This is a genomic window from Candidatus Cloacimonadota bacterium, assembly GCA_020532085.1.
Classification (GTDB): Bacteria; Cloacimonadota; Cloacimonadia; order Cloacimonadales; family Cloacimonadaceae; genus Syntrophosphaera.
On sequence record JAJBAV010000005.1, the window covers coordinates 62,662 to 78,153 of the forward strand.

Below are 15,492 nucleotides of genomic sequence, written 5' to 3' on the forward strand. Positions count from 1 at the left end.
ATGAACCCCGTCCGCGTTCGTTTCGCGCCCAGTCCCACCGGATTTTTGCACATCGGCGGACTCCGCACCGCCCTCTATGACTTTCTTTTCGCCCGCCACAGCGGCGGCACTTTCATCCTGCGCATCGAGGACACCGACCGCAACCGGTTGGTGGAAGGCGCAGTGGAAAACCTGATCGCTTCGCTGCAGCGCCTGGGGCTGGATATCGACGAAGGTCCCGGCCTCGGCGGGGACTTAGGGCCCTATGTGCAGAGCGAACGTTTGGAGCTCTATCACCGCGAGGCCCAACGGCTGCTGGACTCCGGCCATGCCTACCATTGTTTCTGCACTCCCCAAACCTTGTCCCAAATGCGCGAAGAACAGCAGCGGAAAGGCGAATTCGTGAAATACGACCGCCGCTGCCGGAACCTTCCCCCAGCTGAGGTGCAAGCCCGCCTGGCCCAAAACGAGCCTCACGTTGTGCGCCTGAAAATGCCTGACAACCGGATTTTCGGCTTCGACGACCTCATCCGGGGCCACGTGGAAATGGATGCCGCCCAATCCGACGACCAAGTGCTGATCAAATCCGACGGCTTCCCCACCTACCATCTGGCCGCGGTGGTGGACGACCATTACATGCAAATTTCCCACGTCATCCGCGGCGAGGAATGGCTCTCCAGCACGCCCAAACACATCTGGCTGCACGAATGCCTGGGCTGGCAAACCCCGCTCTGGGTGCATCTGCCCCTCATCCTCAATCCCGACCGCAGCAAACTTTCCAAGCGCATGAACGACGTTTCGGTGGAAAGCTATCTGCAAAAAGGCTACCTCAAGGAAGCGCTGCTTAACTTTGTGGCCCTGCTGGGCTGGCACGGGGCGGATGACCGCGAAACCTTCAGCCTGGAAGAGCTCTGCGCGGAGTTTTCCCTGGAGCGGGTAAGCAAATCTGGGGCTGTATTCGACCTCACCAAACTGGACTGGATGAACGGCTGGTATCTGCGCAATCTGCCGCTGGAAGAAGTTGTGGAGCGCTCCCTGCCTTGGTTCGAAGAGGAAAAACTGCCTCTGCCGGACAGCGCCACCCTCGCCCGGATCGTGGCTGCAGCGCGCGAACGCTGCACCCTGCTGCCGGAGATCGCGCAGTACGCGAAGATGTTCCTCCGCCCGGCTGAACTGAGCGCCGCAGACCTGGCTTTGCTTGATGCCGGGGATTCCCGAAAGGTGCTCCGCTGGTTTCAAAACCAGCTTCCGGCCGAAGGTGAGATCGATGCCGCCAGCCTCGATGCCTTGGTTAAAAACGGCATGAACGAACTTGGCCTCAAAGGCAAAGCCTACTACACACCGCTCCGCCTGGCCCTGATCCACCAGGCCCACGGGCCCGAACTTCACACCACCTTTGCCATCCTCGGTTTAAAAGAGGTTCAGCTGCGCCTGGCCGAGGCACTCCAGGATCACAACCTCACATAACCGTTACCTACTATGTATGAGGGGCCACTGCTTTTACCCCGGTTGTAATTGACCGGAATCCCGCCGCCCCGGCCCAAAACCCCTTCCGGTCCACTTCCCATTCGCCTCCCGCTGAGTTCCCGTCCAAGCAGCGGGAAGTAAGCGGGAGGCAGTCAAGGGGTGAATTGGCTGGGGTCAAGGGCGGGAAGTTGGCCACAAACCTACAATACCTTCTCAGATAAACAGTTACACCCGGCGTGAGGAAATAATTCCACAGTCTCAATCTCTGTTGCCATGAATTTCGCTTGACCTTTCGACCGGATGGTATCATTTGGTCGAATGTTTGAGGCTGGGAGGCGGGAAGCCGCTCCCAAAGCACTCACGCGGAAAGAGAGGTGGACGATGAGTCCCATCCTGGACAAAAAAGAACGCATCCTGGCGGCGGCCACGGAACTGTTTTCCCGCTGGGGTTACAACAAGACTTCCCTGGACGAGGTGGCGGCCCGGGCGCGGATCGCCAAGGCCACCATCTACTACTATTTTCCCGGCAAGGATCAGCTGTTCATCGCCGCCTTCAGCGCCAAGGCCGAGGAACTCTTCGCCAAACTGGACGCGGAGATCGGGTCCGCGCAGAGCTTTGAGGACAAGCTGTCCTGCTTTCTGCGCCTGCCCATGACCTACATCTTTGAGAACATGCCCATCCTGATCGAGGCCATGCATCAGATCCCGGCGGATTTTCTGGAAAACATGGAAGTGCACCGCAACGACTATCACAACCGCATGAACGCCCTGCTGGCCGGCATCATGGATTACGGGCAGAGCATCGGCATCATCAACGAGTGGATGGATTCCCAGCGCTTCAGCGAACTGATCAACGATTGGTTTATGCTGGGCGACAGCTGGATCGACCTCCAGGAAAAAGACAAGATCATCCGGCGCATCGAGCGGGACCACGAACTGATCGTCCAACTTCTGCTGCACGGCATCATCAAACCGGGACGGGAGAACTCGGCGCGCAACAAATCCGACGGAGCTTGAAACATGAAACGTCACTTTATCCTAATGCTGCTGCTGGCTGCAGTCGGCTTGCCGGGCATCACCCTCGAGGAAAGCCTGGAGCTGGCCAGGCAGCGCAACAGCACGCTGCTGATGGCCCGCGAGGAGATCAGCCGGGCAGAGCAGAGTTATCTCGAGGTCAAAGGCGGCTTCTTCCCGAAACTCAGCCTGGCCGGCGCTTACAGCCTGGAAAGGACCTATTTGCCCCAATCCGCCCTGTCCGACCCCATCGACCTCACCCAGCTGCTCAATCCGCTCACCGCCAGCGATAACGACTACATGCTGGCCGGTTCGGTCTCCGGCATCGCCAACGCTCTGTTGCCCAGCTCGCCGATGAATGAAGGTTCGCTGGCGGCATCGCTGCAGCTGGAGCAGGTGCTCTTTGCCGGAGGCAGGCTGCGCAACGGCCTGAAGGCCACCCAGCGCTACCGGGACATCAGCCGCCTGAACCTGCAAGTGAAGGAGCAGGAGGAGATGCTGCGGACCATTCAGATGTTCTATGGCTACCTGCTCACAACCCGGCTGGTGGAGGTGCAGGAGGAAGCCCTGGCCACGGTGCGGCGCCATGTGGCGCAGGTGGAGCTGTTTCACCGGGAAGGGCTGGTGGCGGAATTTGACGTTCTGCGGGCCAGGCTGGAAGAGGCCAGGCTCGAACCGCAGCTGTTGCAGGCACAAAACAACCGCGACCTGGCCCTGGCCGCCTTTCGCGAGCAGATCGGCGACGAGCGTGAAACCGCCGTCCCCGAAGACGTGTTTTCCCTGCCGGAACCTCTGGATCTAACTTTGGAGCAAGCCTTGGCCCAAGGCCTGCAGAACCGGGCTGAGCTGGCCATGGCAGGATTGGCCTCCGAGCTGAAGGAACTGCAGTGGAAAGCGGAGCGCGGCAACTATCTGCCCACGCTGGGACTGCAGGCCAGCGCGTCACTTTTCACCGCCGCGGATGGTTTTGCCATCGAAGCAGATGATTTCGGCACCAGTTACAGCGTGGGTATCGGCATTTCGATCCCGATTTTCGACGGCCTGGCCAACCGCGCCAGGGTGCGGGCCGCGCGCCATGATTATCTGCTGTCGCGCCTCCAGCAGCAGGATTCCACCGCCCTGATCCGGCTCGAGATCACTCAAAACTACCATAATCTGCGCCACGCGGAGGAAAACTACCGCGTCCAGATGCAAAACATGCGATTGGCGGAGCGGGGGCTGGAACTCGCGCGGGTCCGCTACGAAAACCAGGTGGGGATCCAGCTGGAGGTTTTCGACGCCCAGACCACCCTGTCGGCCATCAAATTGCAATATTACCAGGCGATCCATGAAGTGATATCCGCCACGCGGATGCTTCAAAAATCACTGGGGACCATTTTGTGAACGGAGACACCATGAAACAGACAATGATCATCGTGGCCGGCCTTCTCATCCTGCTGCTCGCTGCCTGCGGCGGCAAAGACGAGGCGGGCAAAAGCATGGAACAGCTGCAGAAGGAACAGGGGATTCCCGTGCGCGTGAAAACCGTGGCCGCGGAAACATTCAGCAAAGATCTCAGCTACAACGCCAGCCTGGGCGGCAGCTCCGAATCCTTCGGCCTGTCGATGCTGGCCGAGGTGGTGGCCGGAGTCCAGGCCCGGGTGGGAGACAGGGTTTCCGCCGGCCAGGTGATCGTTACCTTTCCCAAAACCACGCCCAGCGCTCAGTTCGAGCAGGCCACCACCGGTTTCAACGCCGCCCGGCAGGCTTATGAGCGGGTGAGAAACCTGCACGCGGAGGGAGCCGTTTCCCGGCAGGACCTCGACAACGCGGAAACGCAGTTCAAGCTCGCCCAGGCCAATCTGGAATCCAGCCGCCAGTTGATCACCGTGCGCGCCCCCATCAGCGGAGTGCTCACCAGCGTGGCTGTGAATCCCGGCGAGATGAGCCATCCGGGGCAGATCCTCTTCACCGTTTCCGGCACTGGCGGCTACAAAGCCAAACTCACGGTTCCGGACAAGGTGGCGAGGGAGCTTAAAACCGGCACGCCCGCCACCGCCACCATCGGGGATGAAGAGATCACCGGCCGGGTCAGCAAGATCTCCCTCGCCCTGGACCCCTACACCCAGGCGGTACCAGTGGAGGTGAGTTTCCCCGCCACGGGACAGCGCATCAGCTACGGCGCCACAGCCGAGATCAAGCTGCAAACCCAGTCTCAGAGCGATGTGATCGTGGTGAACCGGGAGCACATCATCACGGAAAACGGCAAAAATTTCGTGTGGTTGAATGCCAACGGCAAAGCGGTGAAACGCGCCATCGAAACAGGCATGGACAACCAGCTCCAGTTCGAAGTGGTGTCCGGCCTCGCCCCCGGAGACCAGCTGATCACGGAAGGGATCAGCCTGCTGTCTGACAACGCGCTCATCCGCGTGGTGGAGTGAGGGAGGCGGCATGTTCCTCTCCGACCTTTCCGTGAAACGCCCCGTGCTGATCAGCATGGCCGTGCTGGTGTTCGTGGTGTTCGGCGCCCTGGCCTGGTTCGCCCTGCCGCTGAACCTGATGCCGGAAGTCAACCTTCCCTTCATCGTGATCCAAACTGTCTATCCCGGAGCGGGGCCCACGGAGGTGGAAACCCAGGTCACCAAAAAGATAGAGGACGCCATCGCCACCGTGAGCCTGGTGGATTACACCCAGTCCTATTCCCTGGAAAACGCCAGCATCATCATGGTGGCCTTCAAGATGAAGAAGAACGTGGACATCGCCAACCAGGAGATCAAGGACAAGGTGGACGCCATCCTGCGCGAACTGCCGGACGCCATTGAAAAGCCGGTGGTGATGAAGCTGAACATGAACGCCGTGCCTTTCATGGACATCATTTTGAGCGGCAACCTGGACTCCCGCGAGCTCTTCGAACTGGCCGACACCAAGCTGAAAGACCGCTTTGGCCAGGTGGAGGGAGTGGGCGAAGTTGCCGTCACCGGCGGCGCCAAACGCCAGATCGACGTTACCCTCAAAGACCAGGTGGTTTATGAAAACCGGATCTCGCTGCCCCAGCTGCTGCAGATCCTGGCCGCGCAAAACCTGGACATGCCGGCCGGAAACTTCAAACGCGGCTCCCAGGAGTATTCCGTGCGCCTCAAAGGCCAGTTTTCCAGCCTCGCCAAGATCGCCGACGCGGATATCCCCACCGCCTTCGGCATGAAGAAACTGCGCGACCTGGCCCAGATCACCGACAGCGCCGAGGAAGTGCGCAGCCGGGCCATCTACCACAATGTGGCCACCAAAAGCATCCGGGACAATGTGGTCCGCATCTCGCTCACCAACACTTCCGACGGCAATGTGGTGAACATCGCCAAAGAAGTAAGCCAGCTGGTAGCGGAGATCAGGCCCGATCTGCCCGCGGGAATCACCCTGGATATCGTGAGGGACGATTCGGACTTCATCCGCGGCACCGTGAACGACACTTTCACAAACATCCTGCTGGGCATCCTGCTCACCGGCCTGGTGCTGCTGATTTTCCTCCACGACTGGCGCTCCACCCTCATCGTGGCCCTCTCCATGCCCGTTTCCATCATCTCCACCTTCATGTTCATGCAAATCGCCGGCTACAGCTTCAATTTGCTCACCCTGATCGGCATCTCCTGCTCCGTGGGGGTGCTGGTGTCCAACTCCGTGGTGGTGATCGAAAACATCTTCCGCCACAAGGACCTGGGCCAGACCCGCCGGGAAGCGGCCATGCGCGGAACTTCGGAGATCGCCCTGGCCGTGATGGCCAGCACCCTCACGAACATCGTGGTTTTCGTGCCCCTGGCCACCATGAGCAGCCTGGTGGGCCAGTTTTTCCGCGAATTTGCCCTCACGGTCACCTTCGCCACCATCTTTTCCCTCATCACGGCCTTCACCGTTACGCCCCTGCTCGCTTCGCGCCTGCTTTCCAGCGAAGCCAAAACCAACCGCTTCGGCCTTCGCTTCGACCGCCTGTTCGGCAAATTCGCCGCCCTCTACAAAGGCTTCCTAGGCCGCGTGCTCAGCTCCAAAAAACGCAGCCGGGCCATCATCCTGGTCACCGTGGCGGTGCTGGCCCTCAGCTTCGCGCTGATCCCCGTGATCGGCCTCGAATTCATCCCGGAAATGGATCAGGGTGAAATGTCAGTAACCGTGGAACTGCCTCAGGGCCACAACCTCGACCAGACCGCCGCCACCCTGCAAACCATCCACCAGCGCCTGGGCAAGCATCCCGAGATCGTCCACGTGATCACAAACCTCGGCTCCGCGGGCTATGTGGACACCGGCACCCATCTGGCCTCCTGCAGCATCAAGCTGGTGGAAGCCAACCGCCGCAAACTCAATTCCAAACAACTGGCGGACCGCGTCACCCGGGAACTGGCGGACGTCCCCAACGCCCGGATCAAGGTAAACGCCATCAGTTCCGGATTCGGCGAGGACACCGGCCTGGAATTCTATCTCCAGGGCCAGGAAACCGCCCGCCTGGAACAGCTCAAAAGCCAGATCAGCAATCGCATCAAAGATACGCCTGGCCTCACCAACCTGGACACCAGCACCCGCGGCGGCAGAACCGAGCTCACCGTCACCCCCAAACGCTCTGAGATGGCGGCTGTGGGGGCCACGGTTTACGATCTCGCCCTGGCCCTGCGTGCCGCCGTGGAAGGCATGGTCTCCACCCAGTATCACGCAGGCGGCAACCAGTATGACATCAAGCTCTCGCTGGAGGACGCCGCGGTGGATTCCCCGGACAAGATCGGCAACCTGAGCGTGGTGGTGAACTATCAGCCCTATCTGCTTTCCCAGCTGGCGGACGTCTCGTTCGGAGAGGGAACCAACCGCATCACCCACCGCGACCGCAGCAAAACCGTGGTCTTCAGCGCCGGCATCGCCGCGGGCGCCACCATGGGCGATGTGATCTCCGGCGTGAAACAGCGCCTTGAAGGAGTTGAACTGCCCCGGGGCTACAAGATCGTTTGGGGCGGCAGCGCGGAAATGCTCAGCGACATGGTGGGCGACATGCTCAAAACCCTCATTCTGGCTGTGCTGCTCACTTACATGCTGTTGGCCGCCCTGCTGGAAAGCTTCGTGCAGCCGCTGTTCATCCTGGGCACGGTGCCCCTGGCCGTGATCGGCGTAATCCTGTCCCTGCTGATCACAGGCCAGACCTTCAACCTGGTCTCGCTGATGAGCATCATCATGCTGGTGGGGATCGTGGTGAACAACGCCATCCTGCTGCTCGATTACGCGAACCTGCGCCGCAAACGGGGGATCGCGCCCCACGACGCGCTAATGGAGGCCGGCGAGGCCAAACTCAAACCCATCATCATGAGCACCCTCGCCATCGCCATCGGCATGCTGCCCATGGCTTTGGGCATCGGACCCGCCGGCCGGGAACTCCGCATGCCGATGGGCATCGTGATGATCGGAGGCCTGATCGTTTCAGCCTTTCTCACCCTGGTGATCATACCGGCGTTTTACTACCTCACCACGAAATCCAGCCGGCTCGACTGAACTCCCGCCAGATAACTACGCAATTATTGCTTGACAATTCCGCAGACGTAAGCAGAGTGTTCCCAACCATTCCATAGAGTGTAATTTGCGCCCTGATAAGCCGGTTAAGGGATTTTCACATGATCTTCGCATCCGGCTGGCGCTCAGTGCGTTGCCGTCTGCAATTTCAAGCCCTGGCTCCCCGTTCCGATGTCCTTCTGGCCACCGTTCGGGCAGGCTCCGGCAAGATAATTTTGCCAACCCTTGCCAACGGCTTAGTATGTTTACATTGGTAAAACAAAAAAACCGCCCCCGCCCATCCCGGCGCGAGGGTAATACAAATGAATAAAGGATGAAAGATGAAAAAGGCACTTATCTTACTCGTTCTCGTCATCGGCGCGGCCTCGATGTTCGCGCTGCCGCTGAACCCTGGCCAGATGCAGGTCAATGCCGGTACCGGCGTGGGTTGGGGCTTGCCTCTCTACGTTGGCGTTGATTACGGTATCACACCGGACATCACGGTCGGCGGCGAGGCCACCGTCTATTTCTGGGGCGGCACGTATTTCAGCGTGGTCGCCAACGGCAATTATCACTTTGTGAATCTGCTCAATCTGCCTTCGAACACCGACCTCTATGCCGGCCTTTCCCTGGGTGTAAATTCCTGGTACTCCAGCTGGCTTAATCTCTATGGCCAGGTTGGCGGCAGATACTACTTCACCGACAGGCTTGGCGCGAATCTGGAATTCAACGGCGGTCGCCATTCCGGAGCCAAGATCGGCATCACCTACAAGCTGTAACATAACTGTCCGCCCCTCGCGGCAGGAACATATCGGCGCGGAAGATTTGTCTTCCGCGCTTTTTCTGTTATCGTATCTGAAAAAGAAATCCCAGCAAAGGAACAAATCATGATCTCCACAGAAAGAATCGAAACCATACTGGACAAGATCCGCCCCTCCATCCAGGCCGACGGCGGTGACGTTGAACTGGTGAATGTCCGCGAGGACAATGTGATCGAAGTACGTCTGAAAGGCGCTTGCAACGGCTGTCCGATGGCCACCCTCACCCTCAAGGCCGGCATCGAACGCATCATCAAGGAAGAAATTCCCGAGGTGGTGGAAGTCATTTCCGTGAAATAACCCCAGAATCACCCATCCTCAAACCATGAAACCGGGATCCGCTCTGAATGCGGACACCGGTTTTTTTCCACCTCGTTGCGGAAATAGCCCATCCACGCCGGAGTCTAGAGACACAGAAGCATCGATTACAGCATGGCTGGGTACTCGCATTTTCATGCGGATTTACTGATTGAACGGTTTCATCATCCCCCACCCTTCCCTAAACCTACGTCATTCCGGACGCAGGTGCTTCAGCGCCGGAGATCCGTCGGGGTCCTCGCCGGACAACTTGTTGGCCGGTGGGGTGAATCGAATCCAGGCCTGGCGGGAATAGCCGATCCCAGACTCAGGCCAATGCGGGGTCGATCCAGACGCAGTCTGCATCGACACCCTCCCAAGGCATTACCCACACCGTCTGGATTCCGGGCCCGACTGCGTCGTCCCGGAATGACGTAATGGTGGAATCTTCAGCTGAGACATCCCGGAAGGTCGACGTCCCGGTCGACCGCATAAATGGAGCGGCAGACGTCCCCGTCTGCCAGGGCCCAAAGGGCCTTTCAGAACCAACCCCAAGCCCCTGCGGGTCTTCACGGACGGGGACGTCCGTGGCTCCTGCGAGGCCGTCGCCTTGCGGGATTCGCTCTACAAGGCCCAGTACAAGACCTGGTTCGCCAAAAACAACGACGACCTCATGAGCTACTTCACCCGCATCTACGACGGCTACTTCTACAAGTTCTGCGCCATCTTCACCCTGGTGGAAATCTGGGAGGAACTCGGTGAGGCCATCCAGCGTGGCTGCTGCGAACGCTTCTTCGAAGGCATCAGCGTCTCCGAGGAAACCACCGCCCAATGCCTCTACCTCTGCGATTTCTACTTCGCCAACACCATCCCCTTCCTGGAGATCGTGAGTGAACAGGATAAGCTGTCCGGAGAACGCAAGATCGTGGAGATCCTCATCAACAAATACAGCGGTAAAGCCCGCCATTCCGACCTGATGAATATGAGCCACATGAAGAAGCGGGAGTTCAAGGAATGCGTGGAATCGCTGATAGAACGGGAAGCCATTACAGTTGATACGCATACCGGCCCTAATAACAAAGTCGCCCGAATGTATGTTCTGAATGCCGATATCCGGCACTCTTGGGGACAATCCGGGCAATAACAAGCCAACCTTGAATGGGGGGAGGGGATTCCCTCCCCTCAAATAAGCAGATAAGCTTCAAATAAACAAGCCCTTGCTTATTTGCAAGCCATTGTGGCACAAGATTTTAAATCTCAAATTCGCAAAAATGATCTGTCTACTATATATATGTGGAGATTCGTGGGGGGCAAGATGTTATGGGTGTGCTAACTATATGATAATAATATAGATATATATAATATATATTATATATTAATATATTTATATATACTATATGCTACATCCTCCTCTCTGCACTCAAGCCTTGCGTTTTATATAGTAGAGACGCCAAATCTGCGAATTTGACACCTAATTGATACTGTCCCAATCGGTTGCAAATAAGCGGGCGTATGCTTAACTGAGTTATTTGTGCTTATTTGACCCACCTCTGTCCCTCTGTGCCTCTGTTTTTATAAATCCCATTGATCCCTGTCCATCCTGTTCATCCCTAATCTATTTATTCGTGTAATTCGTGGACACCCCCCTCTTTTGTTACCCACTATTTATAGAGGGTATCTTTAACGCGTCCGGTAAACATCCCCTAAACAACTCGTTTACTTCCCACTGCCGCAATGGGATGTTAATGGGTTGTTCCTGAGATGTGAACAGGCCAGACCCCAGGCTGGGATTATCGTAACCGGCGTAACGATCTTATCCTGCCGATCCCTTCCATCCTGTTCATCCCTGGTCTATTAATTCGTGTTAATTCGTGTTAATTCGTGTAATTTGTGGACAAATAAAACCAAAGGAGGAACCACATGAAAGTCTATTTCAAGAACATGCTCAAAGCCTACCGCGGCGCCTGTGACGGACTGATCTACTACTACAATCCCCGGCTGAACCGGCTCCTGGTGCGAACCTACGCCAAACCCCGCAAAACCGAGAACAACCGGCTCTTTGGCAGGGTTGCCCGCAACCTGAGGGAATTGAATCCCTCCGACGCCTTCATCCGGGACATGACGGTCTACGCCGACATCCACCTGCGCAGAGCGAAAGAAGGAGAACCTGTTTACAACAACTGGTACATGGCCTATACCAGGATGATGTACAATCTCCCCAAACACGATCCCTACGTTCAACTGGAAATACTGACCCGTAACCAGATCGAAGCCAACGACCTCCCCTGCCGGTCTGTGAAAAGAGCTGTGGAAGCGGGCCTGCTTGAATCCGTGCCGGGTTACGAACTGCTCGACAAGTTGATGTGATGAGGGGGATTAAAAGATGAAAAGATGAACAGATGAAAAGGGGTGGAGGGGTGAAAGGGTGGAAGGGTGAAAGGGTGGAACAATGCCTTGAGCGTTTTCACCTGAAGAGCCTTACATTACGTCATTCTGGGCTTGCCCCGGAATCCAGCCCTCATGGGTAATGCCCTTATCAGGGGACGATCCAGACGCAGTCTGCATCGCCCCCGCTTCTGTCTGGATCTGAGATTTGCTATTCCCGCAAGGACTGGATTCGTATCACCCCACCGGCCACCAAGTTGTTCGGCGAGGACCCCGACGTCTCTCCGCGCCGGGGGCGCTCCGTTCCGGAATGACGTGCATTCGGGTCGGATGGGATGATGTTTGCTGGCGTTGGTACCTGTACAGTCGGTCGTCGCGCGGCTTCTCCCCCTTTGCTGTGGGCGCTTCAGGCGAGATCTGGGACCCGCCCGACGCCAATGAACTTGGCAGAATTGGCAGCCCGCGCTATCCCGCTGACCCGGAATGTAAGGATGGCAAAGAGCCGCGGAGGCCGAATGGAAAATAATCAACAAAAGACTTGACTAAATCAGGGGGGTGGAAAAAATTCCACAATTAGCAAAAATACTACTGATCCAAGGGGGTTCAGTGAATAACTATTTCATGGAGACCCATCACCACGAGTGGATCCTGACCAACAAGCTGGGGTCCTACGCTTTGGGAACGGGCAACCTGATCAACCAGCGCAAATACCACGGGCTGCTGATCGCCAGCGACAGGAATTTCAACCGGCACCATCTGGTGGCGGGGATGGAGGAAAAGGTGGAGTGGCGCGGCCAGATCCTGCATCTGGACAGCAACAACTACAGCAACTGCATCTATCCCGAGGGATTTTTGTATCTGGTGAAGCCCTGGCTGCGGCCCTTCCCCACCTTTCTCTATTCCGCGCTGCCGCATCAGAACGACATCCTGATCCGCAAAGAGATCAAGATGGACGCCGATACGAACGCCGTGCTGGTGAAATACACCAATCTGGGGCAGCACAAGCTGCATTTCACCCTGCACCCCAAATTCACCCTGGTGGCGCATCACGAGCTTAACCAGCCGGGCAGCCTGGACCACGAGCAGTTCGACACCGTGTTTGAAAACAACGCAGACGGCTGCGTTTTCCGGGCCACCCGCGCCGCCAACGGCCTGCAGGTCTGCGGAGCCATGCGGGGAGCGGAACTCACACCGAACCGCTATACCTATTACAATGTTTTCTACCCCTGGGAAGTGATGAGCGGATATGCCGGCATCGGCGACCAGATCAGCCTCTTCGAGCTGAATTTCACGCTGGGGATCGGTGAAAGCAAGACCCTGCTCTTCGCGGATCAGCAGATCGCCGATCCGGACAAGACCATCGCCAGGATCGAAAAACGCTACGCGGGCCTGCCCAAACCCAAGGATTTTCCACGGGAACCGGACACCGACGACAGCCTGATCGGCAACCTGGACCTGAACGACAACTACCTTTACAGCCACGCAGAGTATCTGCGGCTGCTGGAATTCGCGCTAAAGGATTTCATCGCCAACGACGACATCGTGGCCGGCTATCCCTATTACGGGGCCTGGGGCCGCGACACCATGATCGTGCTCAATTCCCTGATGCATAACCCCAAAAACCTGAAACTGGTGGGAAAGGTGCTGCTGCGCTACAAACGCGAGTTGAAGGACGGCCTGATCCCGAACATGCGCGCCGAATCCGGCCGGGAGGCGAATTACGACACTGTGGACGCCACCCTCTGGTTCGTGATCCTGATGTGGAAACTGGGCCGCTACAAACAAGACAAAGCCTTTTGGCGCGAGAGCATCAAGCTGATCGAAGAAGTGCTCACCGGTATCCTGAACAATTACCAGTATCCCTTCTTTGTGCGTCCGGACGGCCTGATCGAGCTAAAGGAAGAATTCGCCCACGCCACCTGGATGGACGTGCGGGCGGACGGACAGCCGGTTACGCCAAGGCACGGAGCGCCGGTGGAGATCAACGCCCTCTGGTACAACGCCGTCTGCTGCTATCAGGCCATGTGCGACGAATACCGCCGCCTGGCCAAGATCCGCTACATGCCCATCGAGCAGATCACCGACATGAAGGACCTGATCCACACTTCCTTCCAGAAATTCTGGACCAACGGATATCTGGCGGACCGCTTGCTGGGCGACAAACCCGTCGAAGAGGTGCGACCCAACGCCGTGATAGCGCTTTCCCTGCCCTGGGAGATAGTCGACCGCGATAAAATGCGGCAGGTCTGGGACCGCGCCTGCGCTGAACTTTACACCCCCTACGGCCTGCGGAGCCTGAGCCCGAAAGATTTCCGCTTCCGCAAGAAATATTACGGCACCCAGCGTGAACGCGACCTGGCCTATCATAACGGCAGCGTCTGGGCTTGGCTGCTGGGGCCTTTCTGCGGCCTGTTCCTGAAAATCAACCGCGACCTGCTGCCGCCCCAGGAACTGGCGGACAGGCTGAGCGAACAGATCGACACCTTCCGCTGCAGTTTCATGCGCGGGCACATCGCCTCCCTGGCCGAGGTCTGGGACGGCGACCACCCCCATTTCCCCAAAGGCGCTCCGGCCCAGGCGATCAGCGTGGCCGCGCTCTATAACATTGAGACCTTCATCCAAAGCGTCACCGACGCCCAACCGGCCCCGGCCGCCCGAAAACCCCGCAAGAAACCGGCCAAGAGGAAACAGCCATGAAAATACTGATGTTCACCTGGGAGTTTCCGCCCCTGATCTCCGGGGGCCTGGGCATGGCCTGTTACGGCATGGTGCGCGCTCTGCTGGCTTTGGGCATCAAGATCGACCTCGTGCTGCCCACCAAGGAAATGGTCTATTTCCCGTTGCGGGAGGAAAGCGACGCGGACACCCTGCCGGCTGTGTTCGTGGACCCCATCCTGCAAAGGGAATACCAGCGCCAGAGTTTTGAAACGCTGCATGAACGGCTGGAATACATCGGCATCAGCGGGCGTCCGGAATCCTATTTCCGCCTGTCCGAGCTGAGCGAATTCAACCCCGAAGTGCGCCTGGACCGCTGGCAAACGCAGTTCAACAGCGTTCAGGAGCGCGAGATCTTCGCCGACCTGGCCACCAACCTGACTGGCGATGAGGACCTGATCAAAAAGGTGCAGGAATTCACCCTGCGAGCCGAGCGGTTCGCGCGCGGCCTGGATTACAACCTGATCCACGCGCACGACTGGCTCACCTACCCCTCCGGCATCCTGGCCAAAAAGATCTCCCAAAAACCGCTGGTAATGCACATCCACGCCACGGAATTCGACCGCGCCGGCGGACCCGGCGACGAGCGCGTGCACAAGATCGAGCACGCCGGCATGATGTACGCGGACAAGGTGATCGCCGTTTCGCAGTACACCGCGCAGATGATCATGTCGCGCTACCGCATCGACACGGCCAAGATCCGCATCGTGCACAACGCCTTTTCGCTTTCCGAGGAATCGCTGACGGCCAAGCAGCGCATCTTCAAGGGTCCCACGGTGCTCTTCCTGGGCCGGGTAACCCTGCAAAAGGGGCCGGATTACTATCTGGAAGTGGCCGCCCAGGTGCTGAAAGCGCATCCGGAGGCGCGCTTCATCGTGGCCGGTACCGGCGACATGTCCCGCAAACTATTGCGCGACTCCGCCGCCCGCAAACTGCAGAACAGATTCCTCTTCACCGGCTTCCTGAACCGCAGCCAGGTGGAGGATATCCTGCGCGCGGCCGACATCTACATGCTGCCCTCGGTTTCCGAGCCCTTCGGGATCTCGCCGCTGGAGGCGATGGCCTTCGGCCTCACCTCCATCATCTCCAAGCAGAGTGGCGTGGCGGAAGTGGTGAACCACGCCTTCAAGATCGATTACTGGGACGTGGACCTGATGGCCAATACGGTGAACCATCTGATCGAAAATCCCGACAAATGCCGTAAAATGGGACTGGAAGGCATGCGCGAGGTCACCCAGATCCACTGGAAGGAAGCGGCGGAAAAGATCCGCGTGGTCTATTCCACCACCCTCGCCGAATACATTAAAAGCAATTCCTGACAGGT

12 protein-coding genes are annotated in these 15,492 nt (G+C 58.1%); 11 read left to right on the plus strand and 1 reads right to left on the minus strand.

Annotation, left to right across the window (positions count from 1 at the left end; genetic code table 11):
* The 7 genes from gltX to LHW45_02545 all read left to right on the plus strand — a co-directional run bounded on the left by gltX (position 1) and on the right by LHW45_02545 (position 9,071).
* Positions 1–1,446 carry a glutamate--tRNA ligase gene (gene gltX, locus LHW45_02515; GenBank protein ID MCB5284451.1) on the plus strand — a complete coding sequence of 482 codons (1,446 nt, stop codon included), beginning with the start codon at positions 1–3 and terminating at the stop codon, positions 1,444–1,446.
* A 381-nt stretch (positions 1,447–1,827) separates the two neighbouring features.
* Entirely contained in the window at positions 1,828–2,463 is a 636-nt protein-coding gene (locus tag LHW45_02520) for a TetR/AcrR family transcriptional regulator (protein ID MCB5284452.1), read from the plus strand.
* A gap of 3 nt (positions 2,464–2,466) precedes the next feature.
* Positions 2,467–3,843: a TolC family protein gene (locus LHW45_02525; GenBank protein MCB5284453.1), complete on the plus strand. Its 1,377-nt coding sequence runs from the start codon at positions 2,467–2,469 to the stop codon at positions 3,841–3,843.
* A gap of 11 nt (positions 3,844–3,854) precedes the next feature.
* Positions 3,855–4,880 carry an efflux RND transporter periplasmic adaptor subunit gene (locus LHW45_02530; GenBank protein MCB5284454.1) on the plus strand — a complete coding sequence of 342 codons (1,026 nt, stop codon included), beginning with the start codon at positions 3,855–3,857 and terminating at the stop codon, positions 4,878–4,880.
* A 10-nt stretch (positions 4,881–4,890) separates the two neighbouring features.
* Positions 4,891–7,956, plus strand: a complete 3,066-nt coding sequence (locus tag LHW45_02535) for an efflux RND transporter permease subunit (GenBank protein MCB5284455.1) — start codon at positions 4,891–4,893, stop codon at positions 7,954–7,956.
* A 338-nt stretch (positions 7,957–8,294) separates the two neighbouring features.
* Positions 8,295–8,732: a hypothetical protein gene (locus LHW45_02540; GenBank protein ID MCB5284456.1), complete on the plus strand. Its 438-nt coding sequence runs from the start codon at positions 8,295–8,297 to the stop codon at positions 8,730–8,732.
* Between the two features lie 108 nt (positions 8,733–8,840).
* Positions 8,841–9,071, plus strand: a complete 231-nt coding sequence (locus LHW45_02545) for a NifU family protein (protein MCB5284457.1) — start codon at positions 8,841–8,843, stop codon at positions 9,069–9,071.
* 210 nt (positions 9,072–9,281) lie between these two features.
* Here the strand turns inward: LHW45_02545 and LHW45_02550 are convergent, their stop codons facing one another.
* Positions 9,282–9,434 (minus strand): hypothetical protein, encoded by a 153-nt coding sequence (locus tag LHW45_02550; protein MCB5284458.1) that lies wholly within the window; start codon positions 9,432–9,434, stop codon positions 9,282–9,284.
* Positions 9,435–9,678: 244 nt separating this feature from the next.
* On the opposite strand from LHW45_02550, the gene LHW45_02555 reads away from it, so the two are divergent.
* The 4 genes from LHW45_02555 to LHW45_02570 all read left to right on the plus strand — a co-directional run bounded on the left by LHW45_02555 (position 9,679) and on the right by LHW45_02570 (position 15,487).
* On the plus strand, positions 9,679–10,212 hold the full coding sequence (locus tag LHW45_02555) for a hypothetical protein (protein MCB5284459.1): 534 nt from the start codon (positions 9,679–9,681) through the stop codon (positions 10,210–10,212).
* Between the two features lie 776 nt (positions 10,213–10,988).
* Positions 10,989–11,435: a hypothetical protein gene (locus LHW45_02560; protein MCB5284460.1), complete on the plus strand. Its 447-nt coding sequence runs from the start codon at positions 10,989–10,991 to the stop codon at positions 11,433–11,435.
* Positions 11,436–12,059: 624 nt separating this feature from the next.
* The gene (locus LHW45_02565; protein ID MCB5284461.1) at positions 12,060–14,150 is read left to right on the plus strand and encodes a glycogen debranching enzyme N-terminal domain-containing protein; all 2,091 of its coding nucleotides are present in this window, start codon (positions 12,060–12,062) and stop codon (positions 14,148–14,150) included.
* Positions 14,147–15,487 (plus strand): glycosyltransferase, encoded by a 1,341-nt coding sequence (locus tag LHW45_02570; protein MCB5284462.1) that lies wholly within the window; start codon positions 14,147–14,149, stop codon positions 15,485–15,487. Before LHW45_02565 ends, LHW45_02570 begins: the two co-directional genes overlap by 4 nt.
* Positions 15,488–15,492: the final 5 nt, after the last annotated feature.

Coding starts and splice junctions, on each gene's coding strand:
- gltX (MCB5284451.1), top strand. CDS start 1: ATGAACCCCGTCCGCGTTCGTTTCGCGCCCAGTCCCACCGGATTTTTG.
- LHW45_02520 (MCB5284452.1), top strand. CDS start 1,828: ATGAGTCCCATCCTGGACAAAAAAGAACGCATCCTGGCGGCGGCCACG.
- LHW45_02525 (MCB5284453.1), top strand. CDS start 2,467: ATGAAACGTCACTTTATCCTAATGCTGCTGCTGGCTGCAGTCGGCTTG.
- LHW45_02530 (MCB5284454.1), top strand. CDS start 3,855: ATGAAACAGACAATGATCATCGTGGCCGGCCTTCTCATCCTGCTGCTC.
- LHW45_02535 (MCB5284455.1), top strand. CDS start 4,891: ATGTTCCTCTCCGACCTTTCCGTGAAACGCCCCGTGCTGATCAGCATG.
- LHW45_02540 (MCB5284456.1), top strand. CDS start 8,295: ATGAAAAAGGCACTTATCTTACTCGTTCTCGTCATCGGCGCGGCCTCG.
- LHW45_02545 (MCB5284457.1), top strand. CDS start 8,841: ATGATCTCCACAGAAAGAATCGAAACCATACTGGACAAGATCCGCCCC.
- LHW45_02550 (MCB5284458.1), bottom strand. CDS start 9,434: ATGCAGACTGCGTCTGGATCGACCCCGCATTGGCCTGAGTCTGGGATC.
- LHW45_02560 (MCB5284460.1), top strand. CDS start 10,989: ATGAAAGTCTATTTCAAGAACATGCTCAAAGCCTACCGCGGCGCCTGT.
- LHW45_02570 (MCB5284462.1), top strand. CDS start 14,147: ATGAAAATACTGATGTTCACCTGGGAGTTTCCGCCCCTGATCTCCGGG.